Annotated in this window: 17 protein-coding genes; 8 read left to right on the plus strand and 9 right to left on the minus strand. The window is 73.4% G+C overall.

Annotated elements, in window-relative coordinates; genetic code table 11:
* Nucleotides 1-98: 98 nt before the first annotated feature.
* Nucleotides 99-353, minus strand: coding sequence for a hypothetical protein (locus tag GA0074694_RS01510; RefSeq protein WP_091458489.1), 255 nt, complete (start codon nucleotides 351-353; stop codon nucleotides 99-101).
* A gap of 122 nt (nucleotides 354-475) precedes the next feature.
* The gene (locus GA0074694_RS01515) at nucleotides 476-2635 is read right to left on the minus strand and encodes an ATP-dependent DNA helicase UvrD2 (RefSeq protein WP_091451253.1); all 2160 of its coding nucleotides are present in this window, start codon (nucleotides 2633-2635) and stop codon (nucleotides 476-478) included.
* Nucleotides 2636-2727: 92 nt separating this feature from the next.
* Here GA0074694_RS01515 and GA0074694_RS01520 point away from each other — a divergent pair, with 92 nt between their 5' ends.
* Nucleotides 2728-2973 (plus strand): mycoredoxin, encoded by a 246-nt coding sequence (locus GA0074694_RS01520; protein WP_091451256.1) that lies wholly within the window; start codon nucleotides 2728-2730, stop codon nucleotides 2971-2973.
* Nucleotides 2974-3028: 55 nt separating this feature from the next.
* On the opposite strand, the gene GA0074694_RS01525 is transcribed toward GA0074694_RS01520, so the two are convergent.
* Entirely contained in the window at nucleotides 3029-4333 is a 1305-nt protein-coding gene (locus GA0074694_RS01525) for an MFS transporter (protein ID WP_091451260.1), read from the minus strand.
* Between the two features lie 207 nt (nucleotides 4334-4540).
* Between GA0074694_RS01525 and GA0074694_RS01530 the strand changes: the two genes are divergently transcribed.
* The 3 genes from GA0074694_RS01530 to GA0074694_RS01540 all read left to right on the plus strand — a co-directional run bounded on the left by GA0074694_RS01530 (nucleotide 4541) and on the right by GA0074694_RS01540 (nucleotide 6402).
* Nucleotides 4541-5494 carry a helix-turn-helix domain-containing protein gene (locus tag GA0074694_RS01530; protein ID WP_091451263.1) on the plus strand — a complete coding sequence of 318 codons (954 nt, stop codon included), beginning with the start codon at nucleotides 4541-4543 and terminating at the stop codon, nucleotides 5492-5494.
* A 70-nt stretch (nucleotides 5495-5564) separates the two neighbouring features.
* Nucleotides 5565-5804 carry a DUF397 domain-containing protein gene (locus tag GA0074694_RS01535; protein ID WP_091451266.1) on the plus strand — a complete coding sequence of 80 codons (240 nt, stop codon included), beginning with the start codon at nucleotides 5565-5567 and terminating at the stop codon, nucleotides 5802-5804.
* 316 nt (nucleotides 5805-6120) lie between these two features.
* Entirely contained in the window at nucleotides 6121-6402 is a 282-nt protein-coding gene (locus GA0074694_RS01540) for a hypothetical protein (RefSeq protein ID WP_091451271.1), read from the plus strand.
* Between the two features lie 101 nt (nucleotides 6403-6503).
* On the opposite strand, the gene nudC is transcribed toward GA0074694_RS01540, so the two are convergent.
* The 3 genes from nudC to GA0074694_RS01555 are packed head-to-tail and all read right to left on the minus strand — an operon-like array spanning nucleotide 6504 to nucleotide 10140.
* Nucleotides 6504-7493 (minus strand): NAD(+) diphosphatase, encoded by a 990-nt coding sequence (gene nudC / locus GA0074694_RS01545; RefSeq protein ID WP_091451274.1) that lies wholly within the window; start codon nucleotides 7491-7493, stop codon nucleotides 6504-6506.
* Nucleotides 7490-8833, minus strand: coding sequence for a M16 family metallopeptidase (locus GA0074694_RS01550; RefSeq protein ID WP_091451277.1), 1344 nt, complete (start codon nucleotides 8831-8833; stop codon nucleotides 7490-7492). Before GA0074694_RS01550 ends, nudC begins: the two co-directional genes overlap by 4 nt.
* Nucleotides 8830-10140, minus strand: coding sequence for a M16 family metallopeptidase (locus GA0074694_RS01555; protein WP_091451280.1), 1311 nt, complete (start codon nucleotides 10138-10140; stop codon nucleotides 8830-8832). Before GA0074694_RS01555 ends, GA0074694_RS01550 begins: the two co-directional genes overlap by 4 nt.
* 275 nt (nucleotides 10141-10415) lie before the next feature.
* Between GA0074694_RS01555 and GA0074694_RS01560 the strand changes: the two genes are divergently transcribed.
* Genes GA0074694_RS01560 through GA0074694_RS01575 form a run of 4 tightly spaced genes read left to right on the plus strand, consistent with a single transcriptional unit; the run spans nucleotide 10416 to nucleotide 13557 of the window.
* The gene (locus GA0074694_RS01560; RefSeq protein WP_091451283.1) at nucleotides 10416-11471 is read left to right on the plus strand and encodes an ABC transporter substrate-binding protein; all 1056 of its coding nucleotides are present in this window, start codon (nucleotides 10416-10418) and stop codon (nucleotides 11469-11471) included.
* Nucleotides 11468-12247 carry an ABC transporter ATP-binding protein gene (locus tag GA0074694_RS01565; protein ID WP_091451286.1) on the plus strand — a complete coding sequence of 260 codons (780 nt, stop codon included), beginning with the start codon at nucleotides 11468-11470 and terminating at the stop codon, nucleotides 12245-12247. Before GA0074694_RS01560 ends, GA0074694_RS01565 begins: the two co-directional genes overlap by 4 nt.
* Entirely contained in the window at nucleotides 12237-13121 is an 885-nt protein-coding gene (locus GA0074694_RS01570; protein ID WP_091451289.1) for an ABC transporter permease, read from the plus strand. Before GA0074694_RS01565 ends, GA0074694_RS01570 begins: the two co-directional genes overlap by 11 nt.
* A 4-nt stretch (nucleotides 13122-13125) precedes the next feature.
* The gene (locus GA0074694_RS01575; protein ID WP_091451292.1) at nucleotides 13126-13557 is read left to right on the plus strand and encodes an RrF2 family transcriptional regulator; all 432 of its coding nucleotides are present in this window, start codon (nucleotides 13126-13128) and stop codon (nucleotides 13555-13557) included.
* An 81-nt stretch (nucleotides 13558-13638) separates the two neighbouring features.
* On the opposite strand, the gene GA0074694_RS01580 is transcribed toward GA0074694_RS01575, so the two are convergent.
* The 3 genes from GA0074694_RS01580 to GA0074694_RS01590 all read right to left on the minus strand — a co-directional run bounded on the left by GA0074694_RS01580 (nucleotide 13639) and on the right by GA0074694_RS01590 (nucleotide 15824).
* A complete protein-coding gene (locus GA0074694_RS01580) occupies nucleotides 13639-13836 on the minus strand; it encodes a hypothetical protein (protein WP_091451297.1) in 198 nt (65 codons plus the stop codon).
* A 248-nt stretch (nucleotides 13837-14084) separates the two neighbouring features.
* Nucleotides 14085-15416, minus strand: coding sequence for a DEAD/DEAH box helicase (locus GA0074694_RS01585; RefSeq protein WP_091451300.1), 1332 nt, complete (start codon nucleotides 15414-15416; stop codon nucleotides 14085-14087).
* 204 nt (nucleotides 15417-15620) lie between these two features.
* Nucleotides 15621-15824, minus strand: coding sequence for a cold-shock protein (locus GA0074694_RS01590; RefSeq protein WP_088982211.1), 204 nt, complete (start codon nucleotides 15822-15824; stop codon nucleotides 15621-15623).
* Between the last annotated feature and the right edge of the window lie 70 nt (nucleotides 15825-15894).

The following is a 15894-nucleotide window of genomic DNA, read 5'->3' on the forward strand; positions in this document are numbered from 1 at the left end:
GGATCGCATTTCCGACGTACTTCGGCGGGACAAAAAACTGAGGCCGCGGATCCCGGTAGCGGGTTCCGCGGCCTCGAGGTGAGCCGGTGGTCTGATGATCAGACCGGTCTCCCTCGAGGTGGAACACCGCGGACGTCCAGACGCCGCTTCATGGCGACCTTGACGCCCTTGCCCGTGAACCCACTGGTCCCCTCGTTTCCGATCGGCGCGACGGTCAGAATCAGCTCGGCCTGATCCTGGGTCTGGTGCGCCTGCGGAACCGGGAGCCCGACGGTCAGGGCGGCCCGGACAGCCGACAGCGGAGCGAGGGCAGCAGGCAGCGCCGCCGGACGCTCGTAGACGAAGCTCTCCATCGGTGCCACCTCCTTCACTCACACTCGTTGTCGACTCGGTCTCGCCCCGTGAGCAGCCACGATGGGCCGCCCGCGAGGTGTGTTCTGAGGCTATGCCGCCTCCGGGCGCGAGGGCAAACGAATTACGACGGGTTTTCCAAACTTTCTTTCGGGCAGATCGCGTCGACCGTCGCGCCACCCACCAGGGCCAGCACGGACTCACCGTAGAGGCCCAGTTTGCGGGGGCCGATCCCGGCGATAGCGATCAACTCTTCGGGGCGGCCCGGCCGCCGTTCGGCCAGGGCGGTCAGGGTCGCATCGGTGAAAACCACGTACGCCGGTACCCGTTGCGTGCCGGCCACCCGCTGCCGCCAGTCCCGGAGCCGTTCCAGCAGGTCCTCGTCCACGTCGGACGGACACGTCGGACAGCGACCGAGCTTGCGGTCGCCACCGGCGAGCAGGGTCGCCCCGCAGATCCGGCAGGAGACCACCACGTTCCGGCGACGCTCGGCGCGCGGAACCGGGCCGGCGCCGGCCCGTTCGGATCCGCCGGTGCGGTCGAGCTGCGGCAGGAAACGTGAGGGACGCCGGTTCCGCCCGCCCGGCGAGCGGGCCGAGGCGTACGACAGCCAGAGCCACTGCCGGGCCCGGGTGATCCCGACGTACAGCAGCCGCCGCTCCTCCTCGACCTGCTCGGGGGTCTTCGCGTACCCGGTCGGCAGCGTGCCCTCGGCGAGCCCGACCAGGAAGACCGCGTCCCACTCCAGTCCCTTGGCCGAGTGCAGGGAGGCCAACGTGACCCCGTCGACGGTGGGCACGTGCTGCTGGGCGGCCCGCCGGTGCAGTTCCTCGGTGAAGGCGGCGAGGGTGACCGGCCGTTCGACCGCCGCGCCCTCGCCGATCGGCAGCACCGGGGGGGTGGCCGCGTACTCCTCGGCGAGCTGGACCAGGGCGGCCAGCGCCTCCCAGCGTTCCCGCACCGCGCCGCCGGCCGGGGGGGCGTCCGGGGCCCAGCCCACCGCGGCGAGCGCCTCGACCACGGCGGCCGGCAGCGGGGTCTCCCCGGGGATCGAGCGGGTGGCCGCCCGCAGCGCCACCATCGCCTGCCGCACCTCGACCCGCTCGAAGAACCGTTCCGCCCCCTGCACCACGTACGGGACGCCGGCCTCGGTGAGCGACTTCTCGTACGCCTCGGACTGCGCGTTGGTGCGGAACAGCACCGCGATCTCCCGGGCCGGCGTGCCGGCGGCGACGAGCTGCCGGCAGCGGGTGGCGACCGCCGTCGCCTCGGTCGGCTCGTCGGTGAAGATCCGCAGCTCCGGCTCGGGACCGGTCGGGCGCTGTCCGACCAGTTCCAGCCGGAGCCGGGCCTCGCTGCCGCGCGCCTGGGCGATCACCGCGTTGGCCAGTCCGACCACCTGCGGGGTGGAGCGGTAGTCGCGGACCAGCCGGACCACCGTCGCGCCCCGGTGGCGGCGGGGGAAGTCGACCAGGTACGCCGACGTGGCCCCGGTGAACGAGTAGATGGTCTGGCTGGCGTCGCCGACCACGGTGAGGTCGTCCCGGCCGCCCAGCCACGCGTCCAGCAGCCGCTGCTGCAACGGGTTCACGTCCTGGTACTCGTCGACCACGAAGTGCCGGTACTGGGCCCGGATCTGTTCGGCGACGTCCGGGTGCTCCTCGATCCCCCAGACGGCGGCCCGGAGCAGGTCCTCGAAGTCGATCACCCCGTTGGCCCGCTTGACCGTCTCGTAGGCGGCGAAGACCTCGGCGACCTTCGCCGGCTCGTGCGGGGTGTCGCGCTGCGCCTTGGCCGCGGCGACGACGTACTCCCCCGGCTCGACCAGGGACGACTTGGCCCACTCGATCTCGCCGGCCAGGTCCCGGGCGGCGGCCCGGTCGGTGCGCAGCCCGGCGCGGGCGGCGGCCAGGGTGACCAGCCGGACCTTGCTGTCCAGCAGTTCGGGCAGGGCCCGGCCGTGCAGCAGCCGGGGGGCGAAGTAGCGCATCTGGCGCAGCGCGGCGGCGTGGAAGGTGCGCGCCTGCACCCCCGCGACGCCCAACGCGGTCAACCGGGCGCGCATCTCGGCGGCGGCCCGCGCGGTGAAGGTCACCGCGAGCACGTGCCGGGGCGAGATCGCCCCGGTCAGCGCCCGGTGCGCGATCCGGGAGGTGACCGCCCGGGTCTTCCCGGTGCCCGCGCCGGCCAGGACGCAGACCGGCCCGGCGGGCGCGGTCACCGCCGTCCGCTGCTCGGGGTCGAGCCCGGCCAGCACCTGTTCCGCCGCTGAGTGCACCCCCACAACGAGGAATCATCCCAGCCGCGCCGGACGTTGCAGCCGATACCCTGTGCGGGCGAAGCCGCCCGACCGTGGACCGATGGAGGTTCTGACTGATGTTGACGATGTATTCCACGCCGTGGTGCGGCTACTGCCACCGGTTGAAGTCGCAGCTCGACCGGGAGGGCATCGCCTACCAGGTGGTGGACATCGAGCAGGATCCGGCGGCGGCCGAGTTCGTGATGAAGGTCAACGGCGGCAACCAGACGGTGCCCACGCTGCGCTTCGCCGACGGCTCCGCCCTCACCAACCCCTCGATCAACCAGGTCAAGCAGCACCTCGCGAGCCTGGCCGGCGCCTGAGCGCACCGGCGCGGGACGGCTCCGCCGTCCCGCGCCGCCGGCACCGGGCCCGCCGTCACCCGTCCCGGGTCGAGGCGACCACGCCGTGGTCGACGTCCAGGGCCGGGCGGGAGCGACCCGGACCGGCCAGAGGGCGACGCCGGGCGGGCACGACCGGCCGGGCCGGGGCCGGATCCGCCGGGGCCGGGGCGAACCTCCGGGCCCGCCACAGGTACGCCCCGGCGGCCAGCATCACCACGCCCACGAGGGCGAACAGCAGCCGGTAGTCGAGCACCGCGACCAGCAGCGCCCCGGTGCCGATGGAGATCGCCTGCGGCCCGCTGACCAGTGCGTCCGTCGCGGCGGTCGCCCGGCCGAGCAGGCCGGGTCCGGTCCGCCGCTGCACCAGCGTGTGCAGCCCGACCCAGCTCAGCGGGAGGGACAGCCCGGCCAACAGCAGCGCCGCGACGGCGAGCCAGAGACGCGGGTACGTCAGGGTCAGCGCCGCCGTCCCGAAGAGCGCCACCCCGGCGGCGAGCGAGCCGACCTCACCGAAGCGACGTACCACGACCGGGGAGAGCAGCGCACCGACCAGGCCCCCCACCCCCTGCACGCTGAACAGGACGCCCACGAAGGTGGGGGGCCGTGCCAGCCCCCGCTCGACGTAGGCGAAGAGCAGCGCCTCGCTGAACCCGATCACCAGTGCGGCCGCGCCGTACCCGAGCAGGGCCCGGCGCAGCACCGGCTCGGTGCCGAGGTGACGCAGCCCGGCGCCCAGTTCGGTCAGGCCACACGCCAGCCGGTGCGGCCGCGCGGGCTCGGCCACCCGGAGCAGGCCCACCACGGCGGCGGCGGTGACGAACCCGCTGACGCCGACGACGGTGAGCGCCCAGCCGCCGGCCACGGCGTAGAGCGCCGCCCCGACCAGCGGGCCACCCAGCCGCAGGGTCTGGCGTACGGCCTGCAGGGCGGCGTTCGCCTCGGCCAGCAGCCCGAGCGGGAGCAGGGTGCGCAGCAGCCCGCTGAGCGCCGCGCCGAGCGCGATCGACGACAGGCCGTACAACGCGCCGACCAGGTAGACGATCCACACGTCGCCGGAGTCGCGGACGGTCAGCAGTGGGGTGAGCAGCGCGGCGGTGACCACGTTCGCGGCCAGGAAGAAGGGCCGGCGGCGGTACCGGTCGACGACCCACCCCATCAGCGGCGCGAGGATCTTCGGCGCGACCACCGCGAAGATCACCGCAGCGGCCATCCGGTCGGAACCGGTCAGGTCCTTCACCCAGATCGCCAGGGCGAGCATCAGGATCGACTCGGCGGTCATGCTCGCCAACAGCGCGCCGAAGAGCAGTCGGAAGTCGGGGCGGCGCAGGACGGTGTACATCGGGATCCTTCCGCGGGATGGGGTCCGGTCGGGGGATTCGCCGACCGGGTCGCACGGAGCGGGCGGAGTCGTACCGACGTCCTCCTTTTCGAGACACGCCCGCCGGGGGACGTCCGGCGCGGGCCGCGCCGTCCATACTGGCCGTGGGGGGCCAGTTTCATACAGTTACCGTCGCGTCCGCGACGGCCCGACGGAGAAGAGGTCGACGTGCCTCCTGCCGTACCCAGCCCGATCCTGCGACGTCGCCGGCTCGGCACCGAACTACGCAGCCTGCGCGAGGCGTCCGGCCTCACCGGGGAACAGGTCATCGAGCGGGTCGGCTGGGCCTCGGCGTCCAAGCTCTCCCGCCTGGAGAACGGACGCAGCCGCCCCGACCCGGGGGACATCCGCGCCCTGCTCGACCTCTACGGCGCGGACGACGAGACCCGCGCCGAACTGACCGCCATCACCCGGGAGGCGGGGGACATCCGGGCCTGGCTGAAGTCGTACGGGGCGATGACCGAGCACCAGCGCAGCTACGCCGAACTGGAGGCGGGCTGCGCCGAGATCCGCGAGTACAACCCGGTCCTGGTGCCGGGCCTGTTGCAGACCGCCGCGTACGCCCGGGTGCGCATCGTCTCGGCCCGCCTCGCCGAGTCCGACGCCGACCCACACGCCGTCGAGACCGAGGTGGACGCGCGGCTGGCCCGGCAGGCGCTGCTGCAACCGGCCGACGCGCCCCGCTACACGGCGGTGCTGGAGGAGGGGGCGCTGAGCCGACGGGCCGGGCCCCCGGAGGTGATCCGGGAGCAGCTCACCCAGCTCTGCGAGCTGGCCGCGTGGCCGAAGGTGACGATCCAGGTGCTGCCCCGCGATGCCACCATCGGCGACTGGTACCTCCCACCGACCGCGTTCTCGCTCTACCGGTTCCCGGATCCGGCGGACCCGGAGACGCTGGCGATCGAAGGCGGCTTCACCGACGTCGTGTCACACGACGTAAATGCCTTGAATCGCTATAAAATGGTCTTCGAGTGGCTGTGCGCGGCGGCGCGCTCCCCATCGGACTCCCTCGCCTGGCTGATCGAGGCGACCGAGACGGCGGCACCGCCCCCGGCGGCGTACGGGTCGCCAACGACGCCAGCCCAACGCCGCGGCGTCTCCGGGCGACTGACGGAGCGGTGAGGCGGGTCCGCCGTGCCGGGACGGCCCGCCACTCGTCCCATCGCCAGAGACCAGAGCAGGAGCCAGAACCATGAACCAGATCCCCGACACCCTGTCCGTCGGCACCGTCGCGCTGACCGGCGCCGCGTGGCGTACCAGCTCGCGCAGCCAGACCTCCAACTGCGTCGAGGTCGCCCCGCTGCCGGCCGGTCCCGCCGCGGTGGCCCTCCGGGACAGCAAGGACCGGGGCGGACCGGTGCTGCTGTTCCGGCGCCAGCAGTGGCGGGACTTCCTCACCGGCACCCGCAACGGGGAGTTCGCCGGGCACTGACCCCGACGAGAGGTCACGGGGCCGCCGGTATCCGTCATGGGCCGGCGGCCCCGTCGTGCGCCCGGGACCAACCGGGGGTTCGAGGCGGACATCGGCCGATCAGTCGGTACCCACATCGACCGCCGCGTTTCCCTTGCCGGAGCGAGACCTCGGCGTAACATGACGGCGAGAGTTCACGTGAAAGTTCCACCTCACGGTCGGACCACCGGCCCTGGCCTGCCCACCGGCCACCGGCTCCGGCGAACACCGCCGCGCTCCGGGCGCGGCCCACACCCGTGACGCACCTCGCCATCCGTCAGCGCATCGGGAGACACCCATGCGGTTCCTGATCGTTCGCACCGACATCCGTACCGCAGACGACGCCGACCTCGCCGCCGCCTGGTCCGCCGGTGGCCTCCGCGACGAGACCACCGCGCCCGAGCCACGCCGGCAGGTCCTGCACGCCGACGACCGGGACGCCGCCCTGCGGCTGGCCCGGGCCCTCGCCGGGGTGGGTCGGGTCCGCGCCGGCCGGCAGCGGGTCAAGGTGCTGCCGGTCGTCCCGCCCCGCACCATCCGCCCCGCCCGCCGGGGCCGCACCACCACCCGGACCACCTGACGCCCGTCGCAGTCGCAGGCGGCGCTCCCCCGCCGCGCTCCACACCTTCCACCGACCTCGACGGGCCGCTTCCTGGCCCGTGACCGTCGCGGCAACGACGGTCACGGGCCAGGACCGGGCTCCGTGTCCGCCAACCAGCGGCCGATCAGGAAGTGCGCGATCGACAGCGGCGGCGGCAGCAACAGGCGTTCCCCGTCCCCCACGTCCACCGCACCGTCGGCGACCGCCTCGGCGATCTCCCGCCGGGAGAACCAGCGGGCGTACGCGATCTCGGCCGGGTCGAGGTGCAGCGGCTGCGCCGGATCGGCCCGGGCCAGGAACCCCAGCATCAGCGAACCGGGAAACGGCCAGGGCTGGCTGCCGGCGTACCGGATCCCGGAGACGGTGAGCCCGACCTCCTCGGTCACCTCCCGGGCGACGGCCGTCTCCGCCGACTCACCCGGCTCGACGTAGCCGGCGAGGCAGGAGAAGCGACGCGCACCGGGGGTCGCCGGCCAGGTCGTGTTGTTGCCGAGCAGGCAGCGGCCGTCCGGGCCGGACACCCCGTCGTGCACCAGCACGATCATCGCCGGGTCGGTCCGGGGCCAGACCCGGTCGCCGTGCGCGTCCAGCCGCGACCAGCCGCCCTCGTCCGGGGTGGTCGGCTCGCCGGTGGTCGCCGAGAAACGGTGCCGCCGGTGCCAGTTGGCGAGCGCGACCGCCGTGATGAACAGCCCGGCGTCCCGGTCGTCGAGCAGGTGCCCGACCTCCCGCAGCGACCCGGCGCGGGTCTCCGGGATCGTGGGCAGGGTCGCGTCCACCGCGAAGAGCGGCACCCCGTCCACGCCGACCCCCAGGAACATCGGCGGCCCGTCCGGGGCCTGCCCGGGATCGAGCAGCCGCAGCGCGGGCGGGGTGCGGTCCACGGTCACCAGGGTCCGGCCACCGGCAGCCGTGTCCACCACCAGCACCAGGCCCCGCCGCCAGGCCTCCGCCAGCCACACCGGGTCGGTACGCCGGTGCGCTGCCCGGTCGAGGACGGCCCGGGCCAGCGGTGGCAGCGCCGGAGCCTCCCGGGCCGGCTCCGCACCCGCACCCCCGGTACGGGTCATGTCGACGCCGGCTCCGTCTCCACCGGCCCGAGCACCGCCAGCCCCGGGGCGATCCGCTCGGCGTCCCCGAGCACGACGGTGACCGCCCCCGCGGGGGCGAGGTAGCGGGCCGCCGCCTCGGCGACGTCGTCGACGGTCGCCTTCGCCAGCCGGGCGGCGTGCTCGGCGAGGAAGTCCAGCCGCAGCCCGCTGCCGGCGTACGCGCTGGTCAACGAGGCGAGGCCGGCCTGGGTGGCCATGCCGAGCTGGAGGCTGCCCAGCGCGTACCGCCGGGCCTGCTCCAACTCCTCCCCGCCGGGCGGCAGCGAGGCCAGCCGGCCCAGCTCGTAGGTGGTCTCCAGCAGCGCCGCGCCGGTCACCTCGGTCGCCACGTCGGCCCCGGCGACCAGCACCGAGCCGGCGGCCGAGTGCTCCACCACCGAGTGCGGGCCGTAGGTGTAGCCCTTGTCCTCCCGGATGTTCTCCACCCAGCGGGAGGAGAAGTAGCCGCCGAAGACCAGGTTCGCCAGTTGCAGGGCGGCATGGTCCGGATGGGTGCGGGTGACCGCCGGCAGCGCGATCCGCAACGACGACTGCACGGAACCGGGCCGGTCGACCAGGCGGACCGGTCCCGGCTGAAGCGGTGGCGTGGGCGGCAGTTCCACCGGCCGGCCGTCCCCCCGCCACCCGCCGAGCGCCCGCTCGGCGGCGTCCAGCGCCCGCTCCGGCTGCACGTCACCCACCAGCACCAGTACCGCGCCGGTGGGGTGCACCCGTTCGGCGTGCAGCGTGCGCAACGCGGCCGGCCGGACCGCGCGGAGCTGCCCCGGCCCGGGGGTCTGCACCGCGTACGGGTGGCGGCCGTAGAGCCGCTTCAGCAGCGCGACCCGGGCCAGGTGCGCCGGCTGGCTCTGTGCCATCTCGATCCGGTCGACCGTGTGCGCCCGTTCGGTGGCCACCTCGTCGGCCGGGTACGTCGCCCCGGTCAGCACGTCGGCGAGGATCTCCAGCATCCGGTCCAGCCCGGTGACCAGACCGAACCCGGAGACCATCAGCCGGTCCGGGTCGACCCCGGCGGAGAGCCCGCCGCCGACCGCCTGCAACTCGGCCGCGATCCGGTTGCTGGACATCCGCTCGGTGCCGGCCAGCAGCGTCTGCGCGAGCAGCGTGCCCCGGGCCAGGTGGGCGCGGCCGAACGGCACGCCGAGCCGCAGCTCGACCAGGGGCACCGCCGGCCGGCGTACCACGATCACGGTGAGACCGTTGTCGAGCGTCCGCTCGGCCTGGCGGGGCAGTTTGAGTCGGCGGACCGGGCCGAGCGGCGGCAGCGGCCGGGTCGCGGTCCGGGTCTCCGTCGTCACCGGGCACCTCCGGGAATGACCTCGATCGACGCGCGGCGTTCGGGCCGCAGCATGGCGGCGGCGGCGCGGACCTGCTCCTCGGTGACCTCGCCGACCAGCCGGGGCAGTTCGTTGAGCAGGCCGGGCTCGTCGCGCTGCTGCTCCAGCACCGCCATCCGCAGCGCCCGGCCGAGCACCGCGTCGGTGTCGCGCAGCAGGTGGGTGGCCATCCGGGCCTGGGTCCGGGCCAGCTCGCCCTCGGTGAGCCCGTCGGCGGCGAGCCGGTCCAGTTCCTCGTCGACGGTACGGAGCACCCGGTCCACGTCGCCGCCGGGCGGCAGGTGGTGCTGGAGCACCAGCACGGTCGGGTCGCGGACGTCGAACGGGTCGCCCATGAAGTTGAGGTACCCGCCGATGCTGGTGACCGTCCGGTCCCGCTGCACCAGCCGCTCCACCAGCCGGGACGCGTCGCCGTCGGTGAGCACCTCGGCGAGCACCACGTACGCCAGGTAGCCGGTGAGGTCGGTGAGCGGATCCGGCACCCGCCAGGCGCTGGCCACCGCCGGCATCGGAGCCAGCCGGTCGGTGTACGAGGTGCGCCGTTCGACGGTCAGGTCGGGTTCGCCGAAGTCGGGGCGGGCCGGCGCGGGGCGGGCCGGCACGTCGCCGAAGTGCCGCTCGACCAGCGTGGTGGCCTCGGCCACGTCGATGTCGCCGCTGACGGCGAGGACGGCGTTGCCGCTGGCGTAGAAGCGGTGGAAGAAGTCGACCGCCTCGTCGACGGTCGCCGACTCGAGGTCGTCGAAGGATCCGTACCCGTCGTGGGCGTTGGGGAAGGTGTCGAACATCACCGGCGACAGGGTCAGCCAGGGGAAGCCGCCGTACGGGCGGTTGAGCACGTTGACCCGGATCTCCTCCTTGACCACGTCGACCTGGTTGCGCAGGTTCTCCTCGGTCAGCCGGGGACCGCGCATCCGGTCGGCCTCCAGGAAGAGCGCGCGTTCCAGCGCGTTCGCCGGGAGGTACTCGTAGTAGTCGGTGTAGTCCAGGTGGGTGGAGCCGTTGAAGGTGCCCCCCGCGCCCTGCACGTGCCGGAAGTGGGCCAGCTTCTCCAGGTTCTCCGAACCCTGGAACATCAGGTGCTCGAAGAGGTGGGCGAAGCCGGTGCGCCCCTCCGGCTCGGAGCGGATGCCGACGTCGTAGACGACGGCGACCCCGACCACCGGGGCGCTGCGGTCGGGGCTGAGCACCACCCGCAGTCCGTTGTCGAGGGTGAACCGCTCCACCGGGTACTTCGTCGCTGGGATTCTGGATCTCCGCGCCGCCACGCGTCGACCCTAGCGTGTCGTGGCCTCCACGCGCGGCACCCCTCGGGGGTGTGACCAGTGGCAGCGCCCCGGCGCGACGGCGCACCCGGGTGGTCCGGCCGGTGCGGGCCCGCACCGGCCGGACCACCGGCGACCGGATCACCTATCAAATACATGGGAAAAGCGGGATAGCCCTGACGGCGCTTTCCGGCCATCCGGTCGGCCGTTGACGCCACCCCGACGCTAGTCCAGTCTTCCTACCAACCAAGTAGGAAAACCAAGGATTGGACTGTGGGATGAGACGGCACCCCTACCGTCGGACGGCGGCCCTGGCGGCCCTGGCGATCGTCGGCCTGGCGAGCCTGGCCGCCTGCGGGGGCGAGGACGACGCGGGCGGGGACTCCTCCGGGCCGACGACGCTGCGCCTCGGCTACTTCCCCAACATCACCCACGCACCGGCCGTGGTCGGTGTGGAAAAGGGCATCTTCGCCGAGAAGCTCGGCAGCGACGTCAAGCTGGAGACCAAGACCTTCAACGCCGGCCCGGCCGCCATCGAGGCGATCTTCTCCGGCGCGCTGGACGCGACGTACATCGGACCGAACCCCACGGTGAACGCGCACTCCAAGAGCAAGGGCGAGGCCGTCCGGGTGATCTCCGGTGCCGCCTCCGGCGGGGTCGCGCTGGTCGTCAAGCCCGAGATCACCTCGGTCGAGCAGCTCAGGGGCAAGAAGATCGCCACCCCGCAGCTCGGCAACACCCAGGACGTCGCGCTGCGGTTCTGGCTCAAGGAGAAGGGCATCACCACCACCAAGGAGGGTGGTGGTGACGTCAAGATCGTGCCGCAGGAGAACGCACAGACCGTCGAGACCTTCGGCAGCGGCGCGATCGACGGTGCCTGGGTGCCCGAACCGTTCGTCTCCCGCCTGGTCAACGCCGGCGGCAAGGTCCTCGTCGACGAGCGGGACCTCTGGCCGGACCGGAAGTTCGTGATCACCAACCTGATCGTCAGCACGAAGTTCCTCAAGGCCCACCCGGACGTGGTCAAGAAGCTGGTCGAGGCGCAGGTGGCCGCGAACGCCTTCGTCACCGCCAACCCGGACCAGGCGCACCAGGCCATCTCCGACCACATCGGCAAGATCACCGGCAAGCCGCTGGACCTCAAGCTGATCAAACAGGCCTGGCCGACGTTGGAGTTCACCAACGACCCGATCGCCTCGTCGCTGAGGACCGGGCTGGACCACGCCGTCGCGGTCGGGCTGACCCAGCCGGTCAGCCTGGACGGGCTCTACGACCTGACGTACCTCAACGAGGTGCTCAAGGCCCAGGGCGAGCCCGGGGTGGGCCAGCCGTGACGTCGGCCACGACGACCCCGCGCAGCGCGACCGGTGCGGTCGCGCTGCGCGGGGTGACCAAGGTGTACGGACGCGGGGACGGTGCGGTCCTCGCCCTGGACGGGGTCACCCTCGACGTCGCCCCGGGTGAGTTCGTCTGCCTCGTCGGCGCGTCCGGCTGCGGCAAGAGCACCCTGCTCAACCTGGTCGCCGGCCTGGACCGGGTCAGCGGCGGCGAGATCGACCTCGGCCCGGGTGTCGAGCCGGGACTGATGTTCCAGGAGTCGGCGCTGTTCCCCTGGCTGACCGTGGAGGGCAACGTCGAGGTGCCGCTGAAGCTGCGCGGGCTGCCCCGGGCGCGACGGAGGGAGCGGGTCGCCGAACTGCTGCGCACCGTGCACCTGGGCGACTTCGCCGGCAAGCGCCCACACGAACTCTCCGGCGGTATGCGGCAGCGGGTGGCGCTGGCCCGCACCCTCGCCCTCCAGACCCCGGTGCTGCTGATGGACGAGCCGTTCGGCGCGCTCGACGCGATGACCCGGGACATCCTGCACGACGAGCTGGAACGGATCTGGTCCGAGCGGACGCTGACCGTGCTCTTCGTGACCCACAACGTCCGCGAGGCGGCCCGGCTCGCCGACCGGATCATCCTGCTCTCCAGCCGGCCCGGCCGGATCATCTGGTCCACCCGCGTCGACGTGCCCCGGCCCCGGCGCATCGACTCCCCCGAGGTCGCCGAGATCGCCGCCGAGGTCACCGACCGACTGCGAGCGGAGGTGGGACGTCATGGCCGGTGACACGCTCGCCAGCGGTACGCGTACCGACGCGGAGATCTCCGGGCTGGACGCGCTGGAGATCGCCGGGCAGGAGAAGGCCCGGTCCCGGGCCAGCCGGTTCTGGTCGGCCACCTGGCCGAAGCTCGCCGCGCTCGCCATCGCCGTCGGCGCGTGGCAGGTGGTGGTCTGGACGGGCTGGAAGCCGGAGTACTCGCTGCCCGGGCCGGTCACCGTCGGGCAGGAGCTGCTGCGCCAGGTCGGCGGTCCCCAACTCTGGGACGGCATGGTGACCACCCTGCGGCGGGCCGCCGTCGGGTACGTCTTCTCCGTCGCGGTGGGCCTGCTGGTCGGCCTGGCGGTGGCCCGTTCCCGGGTGCTCCGCGCCGCCATCGGCTCGATGATCACGGCGTTGCAGACCATGCCGTCGATCGCCTGGTTCCCGCTGGCGATCCTGCTGTTCGAGCTGAGCGAGAAGGCGATCTTCTTCGTGGTGGTGCTCGGTGCCGCGCCGTCGATCGCCAACGGCGTGATCGCCGGGGTCGACTACGTGCCGCCGCTGCTGCTGCGGGCCGGGCGCAACCTCGGCGCGCGGGGCCTGAACCTCTACCGGTACGTGATCGCGCCGGCCGCCCTGCCCGCCATCGTCGCCGGGCTCAAGCAGGGCTGGGCGTTCTCCTGGCGCAGCCTGATGGCCGGTGAGCTGATCGTGGTGGGCATCTCCCAGACGTCGCTGGGCGCGCAGCTCACCTACTCACGCGAGCTGTCGGACGCCCCCTGGCTGCTCGCCACGATGATCGTGATCCTGGTCGTCGGACTGGTCGTGGACGCCGCGTTCGGCGCGGCCGACAAGGCGATCCGCCGCCGGTGGGGCGTCCTGGACCAGGGGAGCGTCTGACGCTGTGCACGTCTCCGCCCGCGCCGACTACGCCCTCCGCGCCGTGCTCGCCATCGCCGACCTCGGCGGTGGCGAGCTGGTCAAGGCCGCCCTCCTGGCGGAGGCCCAGCAGATCCCGCTCAGCGTGCTGCACGGGATCCTGCTCGACCTGCGCCGCGCCGACCTGCTGGTCAGCCACCGCGGCACGGAGGGTGGCTACACCCTGAGCCGTCCCGCCGACCGGATCACCGTCGGGGACGTGCTGCGTGCCGTCGGCGGCACCCTGACCACCGTCCGGGGCCTGCCCGCCGTGAGCGCCGGCTACCAGGGGGTGGCGACCGGGCTCCGGGACGTCTGGCTCGCCGTACTCGGGGCGGTCGAGCAGGTCGTCGACCGGACCACGCTCGCCGATCTGCTCACCGGCGAACGCCACCCCGCCGACCCGGCCCGCCGGTAACCTCGGCCCGGCGACGCACACCGAAAGCCCCCGGAAGGTCCCGCCGGGCAGCCGGTCCGGTTGCCCGGCGGGACCCTGCGGTCAGCCGGCGTGCTCGGCGACACCGCCCGTGCCCATCGGCCGGGTCGGGCTGTGCAACTCGACCACCACGGCCGGGTGCCGGTCACCCACGCCGGGATGCCAGGGACCGAACGCCGCCAGCAGGGCGAGCAGCACGCCGGTTCCGGCCACCACGAGCACCACCAGCAGTTCGCGCACCGCCCCGACAGGAACCCCCATCGTCACCCCTTCTGACACGGGCCGATCCCCATCAGCCCGGATCCGACGCGGGTCGGTCCCCACCGACCCGCTCCCCCGACGCCACCATCGGCCCCCCGACCGACCGGTGCTGTCGGCCAACCGACGTTCCCCTTGCTGATCCCCGACTCAGCGACGGAATTCGACGGTCGACGGGAGGAAACTACCGGTCGGATCCGACAGGACGCCGACGCGCCCCGGTCGCGGAGACCGGGGCGCGTCGGTTCGGGTCAGGAGGCGCGGGGGCGGCGGGAGCGGCGGGAGCGCCCCGAGGACCGGTGCGGGCTACGCCCACCGGCCGGCGCACCGGGCCCCGCACCCGCGCCGGCCTTGGCCACCGGGGCGGAGACCCGGGCGGCGGCGGCCGGTACGGGGATGGTGACCGGAACACCGGAGGGCTCGCGGGCACCGGTCACCCGGACCAGCGCCTCGTCACCGGGACGCACCGCGACCACGTGCGGTTTGATGCCGGCCACGCTCATCAGCTTGACGACGTCCCGGCGCTGCTCCGGCAGGACCAGGGTGACCACCGTGCCGGACTCCCCGGCCCGCGCGGTACGCCCGCCCCGGTGCAGGTAGTCCTTCGCCTCGGCCGGCGGGTCCACGTTCACCACCAGGTCGAGCCCGTCCACGTGGATGCCCCGGGCGGCCACGTCGGTGGCGACCAGCGCGGTGACCGCCCCGGTCTTGAACTGCTCCAGGATCCGGGTGCGCTGCGGCTGCGACTTGCCACCGTGCAGCGCGGCCGCGCGTACCCCGCGGGCGAGCAGTTGCCGGGCGAGCCGGTCGGCGCGGTGCTTCGTGCCCATGAAGAGGATGGTGCGGCCCTCGCGGGCCGCGATCTGGGCCAGCGTGCCGGGCTTGTCGTCCGCGTCGACGTGCAGCACGTGGTGGGTCATCGCGGTCACCGTGGCGGTGCCGGGGTCGACCGAGTGGGAGACCGGGTTGGTCAGGAAGCGGCGCACCAACCGGTCCACGCCCCCGTCCAGGGTGGCGGAGAACAGCATCCGCTGGCCGTCCGGAGCAACCTGCTCCAGCAGCTTGGTGACCTGCGGCAGGAAGCCCATGTCGGCCATCCGGTCGGCCTCGTCGAGGACGGTGACCCGCACCTCGCCGAGCCGGACGTCACCCCGGTCGATCAGGTCGTGCAGCCGGCCCGGGGTGGCCACGACCAGCTCGGCCCCGGCCCGCAGGGCGTCCGCCTGCCGTTGCAGGGAGAGCCCGCCGACCACGGTCGCGCAGCGCAGCCCGAGCGCGTTCGCGTACGGGGTGAGCGCGGTGGTGACCTGCTGGGCGAGTTCCCGGGTGGGCACCAGCACGAGCGCCTTCGGCCGGCCCGACCGGGCCCGGTGGCCGGCGATGCGGTGCAACGTCGGCAGCCCGAAGGCGAGGGTCTTGCCGGAACCGGTTCGGCCCCGGCCGAGCACGTCCCGGCCGGCGAGCGAGTCGGGCAGGGTGGCCGCCTGGATCGGGAACGGCAGGTCGATGCCCTGTACGGAGAGTTCGGCGAGCAGTTCCGGCCGGAGGCCGATGTCGGCGAACGAGGGAACGACGGTGGTCATGGAAAAGCCTTCCTCGACGCGGCACGTGTCGAGGAAGGGCGCCGACGAACGGCGCTGCACCGGCGCGGCCGGTGGAAAGGGCGCGCAGCGGTCGTCACAAGCACGAACCGAAGGGGTACGCGGCCGGTCCGCGCGGATACGCTGCGGACCGGCCGCGTCACCACACCCGGAGGGCGCGGTGGGTGTCGCTGGGATCCCGGAGGATCAGAGCGGACGGATGTTCTCGGCCTGCGGGCCCTTCTGGCCCTGGGTCACCTCGAACTCGACCCGCTGGTTCTCGTCCAGGCTCCGGTAGCCGGAGGACTGGATCGCCGAGAAGTGGGCGAAGACGTCGGGGCCCCCGCCATCCGGGGTGATGAAGCCGAAGCCCTTGTCAGCGTTGAACCACTTGACGGTACCAATTGCCATGTGTTTCGTCTCCTTGACGGAACGTCGGGCCCGCACCTGTTGCGGACTCGATAGGGAGCGCGCCGCGTGC

Origin of the sequence: Micromonospora inyonensis (assembly GCF_900091415.1) — a bacterium.
GTDB lineage: Bacteria > Actinomycetota > Actinomycetes > Mycobacteriales > Micromonosporaceae > Micromonospora > Micromonospora inyonensis.

Bases quoted from the DNA above. Each gene is read 5' to 3' on its own strand.
- GA0074694_RS01580 (WP_091451297.1), bottom strand. From the start codon at position 13,836: ATGGGGGTTCCTGTCGGGGCGGTGCGCGAACTGCTGGTGGTGCTCGTG.
- GA0074694_RS01535 (WP_091451266.1), top strand. From the start codon at position 5,565: ATGAACCAGATCCCCGACACCCTGTCCGTCGGCACCGTCGCGCTGACC.
- GA0074694_RS01570 (WP_091451289.1), top strand. From the start codon at position 12,237: ATGGCCGGTGACACGCTCGCCAGCGGTACGCGTACCGACGCGGAGATC.
- GA0074694_RS01525 (WP_091451260.1), bottom strand. From the start codon at position 4,333: ATGTACACCGTCCTGCGCCGCCCCGACTTCCGACTGCTCTTCGGCGCG.
- GA0074694_RS01590 (WP_088982211.1), bottom strand. From the start codon at position 15,824: ATGGCAATTGGTACCGTCAAGTGGTTCAACGCTGACAAGGGCTTCGGC.
- GA0074694_RS01510 (WP_091458489.1), bottom strand. From the start codon at position 353: ATGGAGAGCTTCGTCTACGAGCGTCCGGCGGCGCTGCCTGCTGCCCTC.
- GA0074694_RS01520 (WP_091451256.1), top strand. From the start codon at position 2,728: ATGTTGACGATGTATTCCACGCCGTGGTGCGGCTACTGCCACCGGTTG.
- GA0074694_RS01540 (WP_091451271.1), top strand. From the start codon at position 6,121: ATGCGGTTCCTGATCGTTCGCACCGACATCCGTACCGCAGACGACGCC.
- GA0074694_RS01560 (WP_091451283.1), top strand. From the start codon at position 10,416: ATGAGACGGCACCCCTACCGTCGGACGGCGGCCCTGGCGGCCCTGGCG.
- nudC (WP_091451274.1), bottom strand. From the start codon at position 7,493: ATGACCCGTACCGGGGGTGCGGGTGCGGAGCCGGCCCGGGAGGCTCCG.
- GA0074694_RS01585 (WP_091451300.1), bottom strand. From the start codon at position 15,416: ATGACCACCGTCGTTCCCTCGTTCGCCGACATCGGCCTCCGGCCGGAA.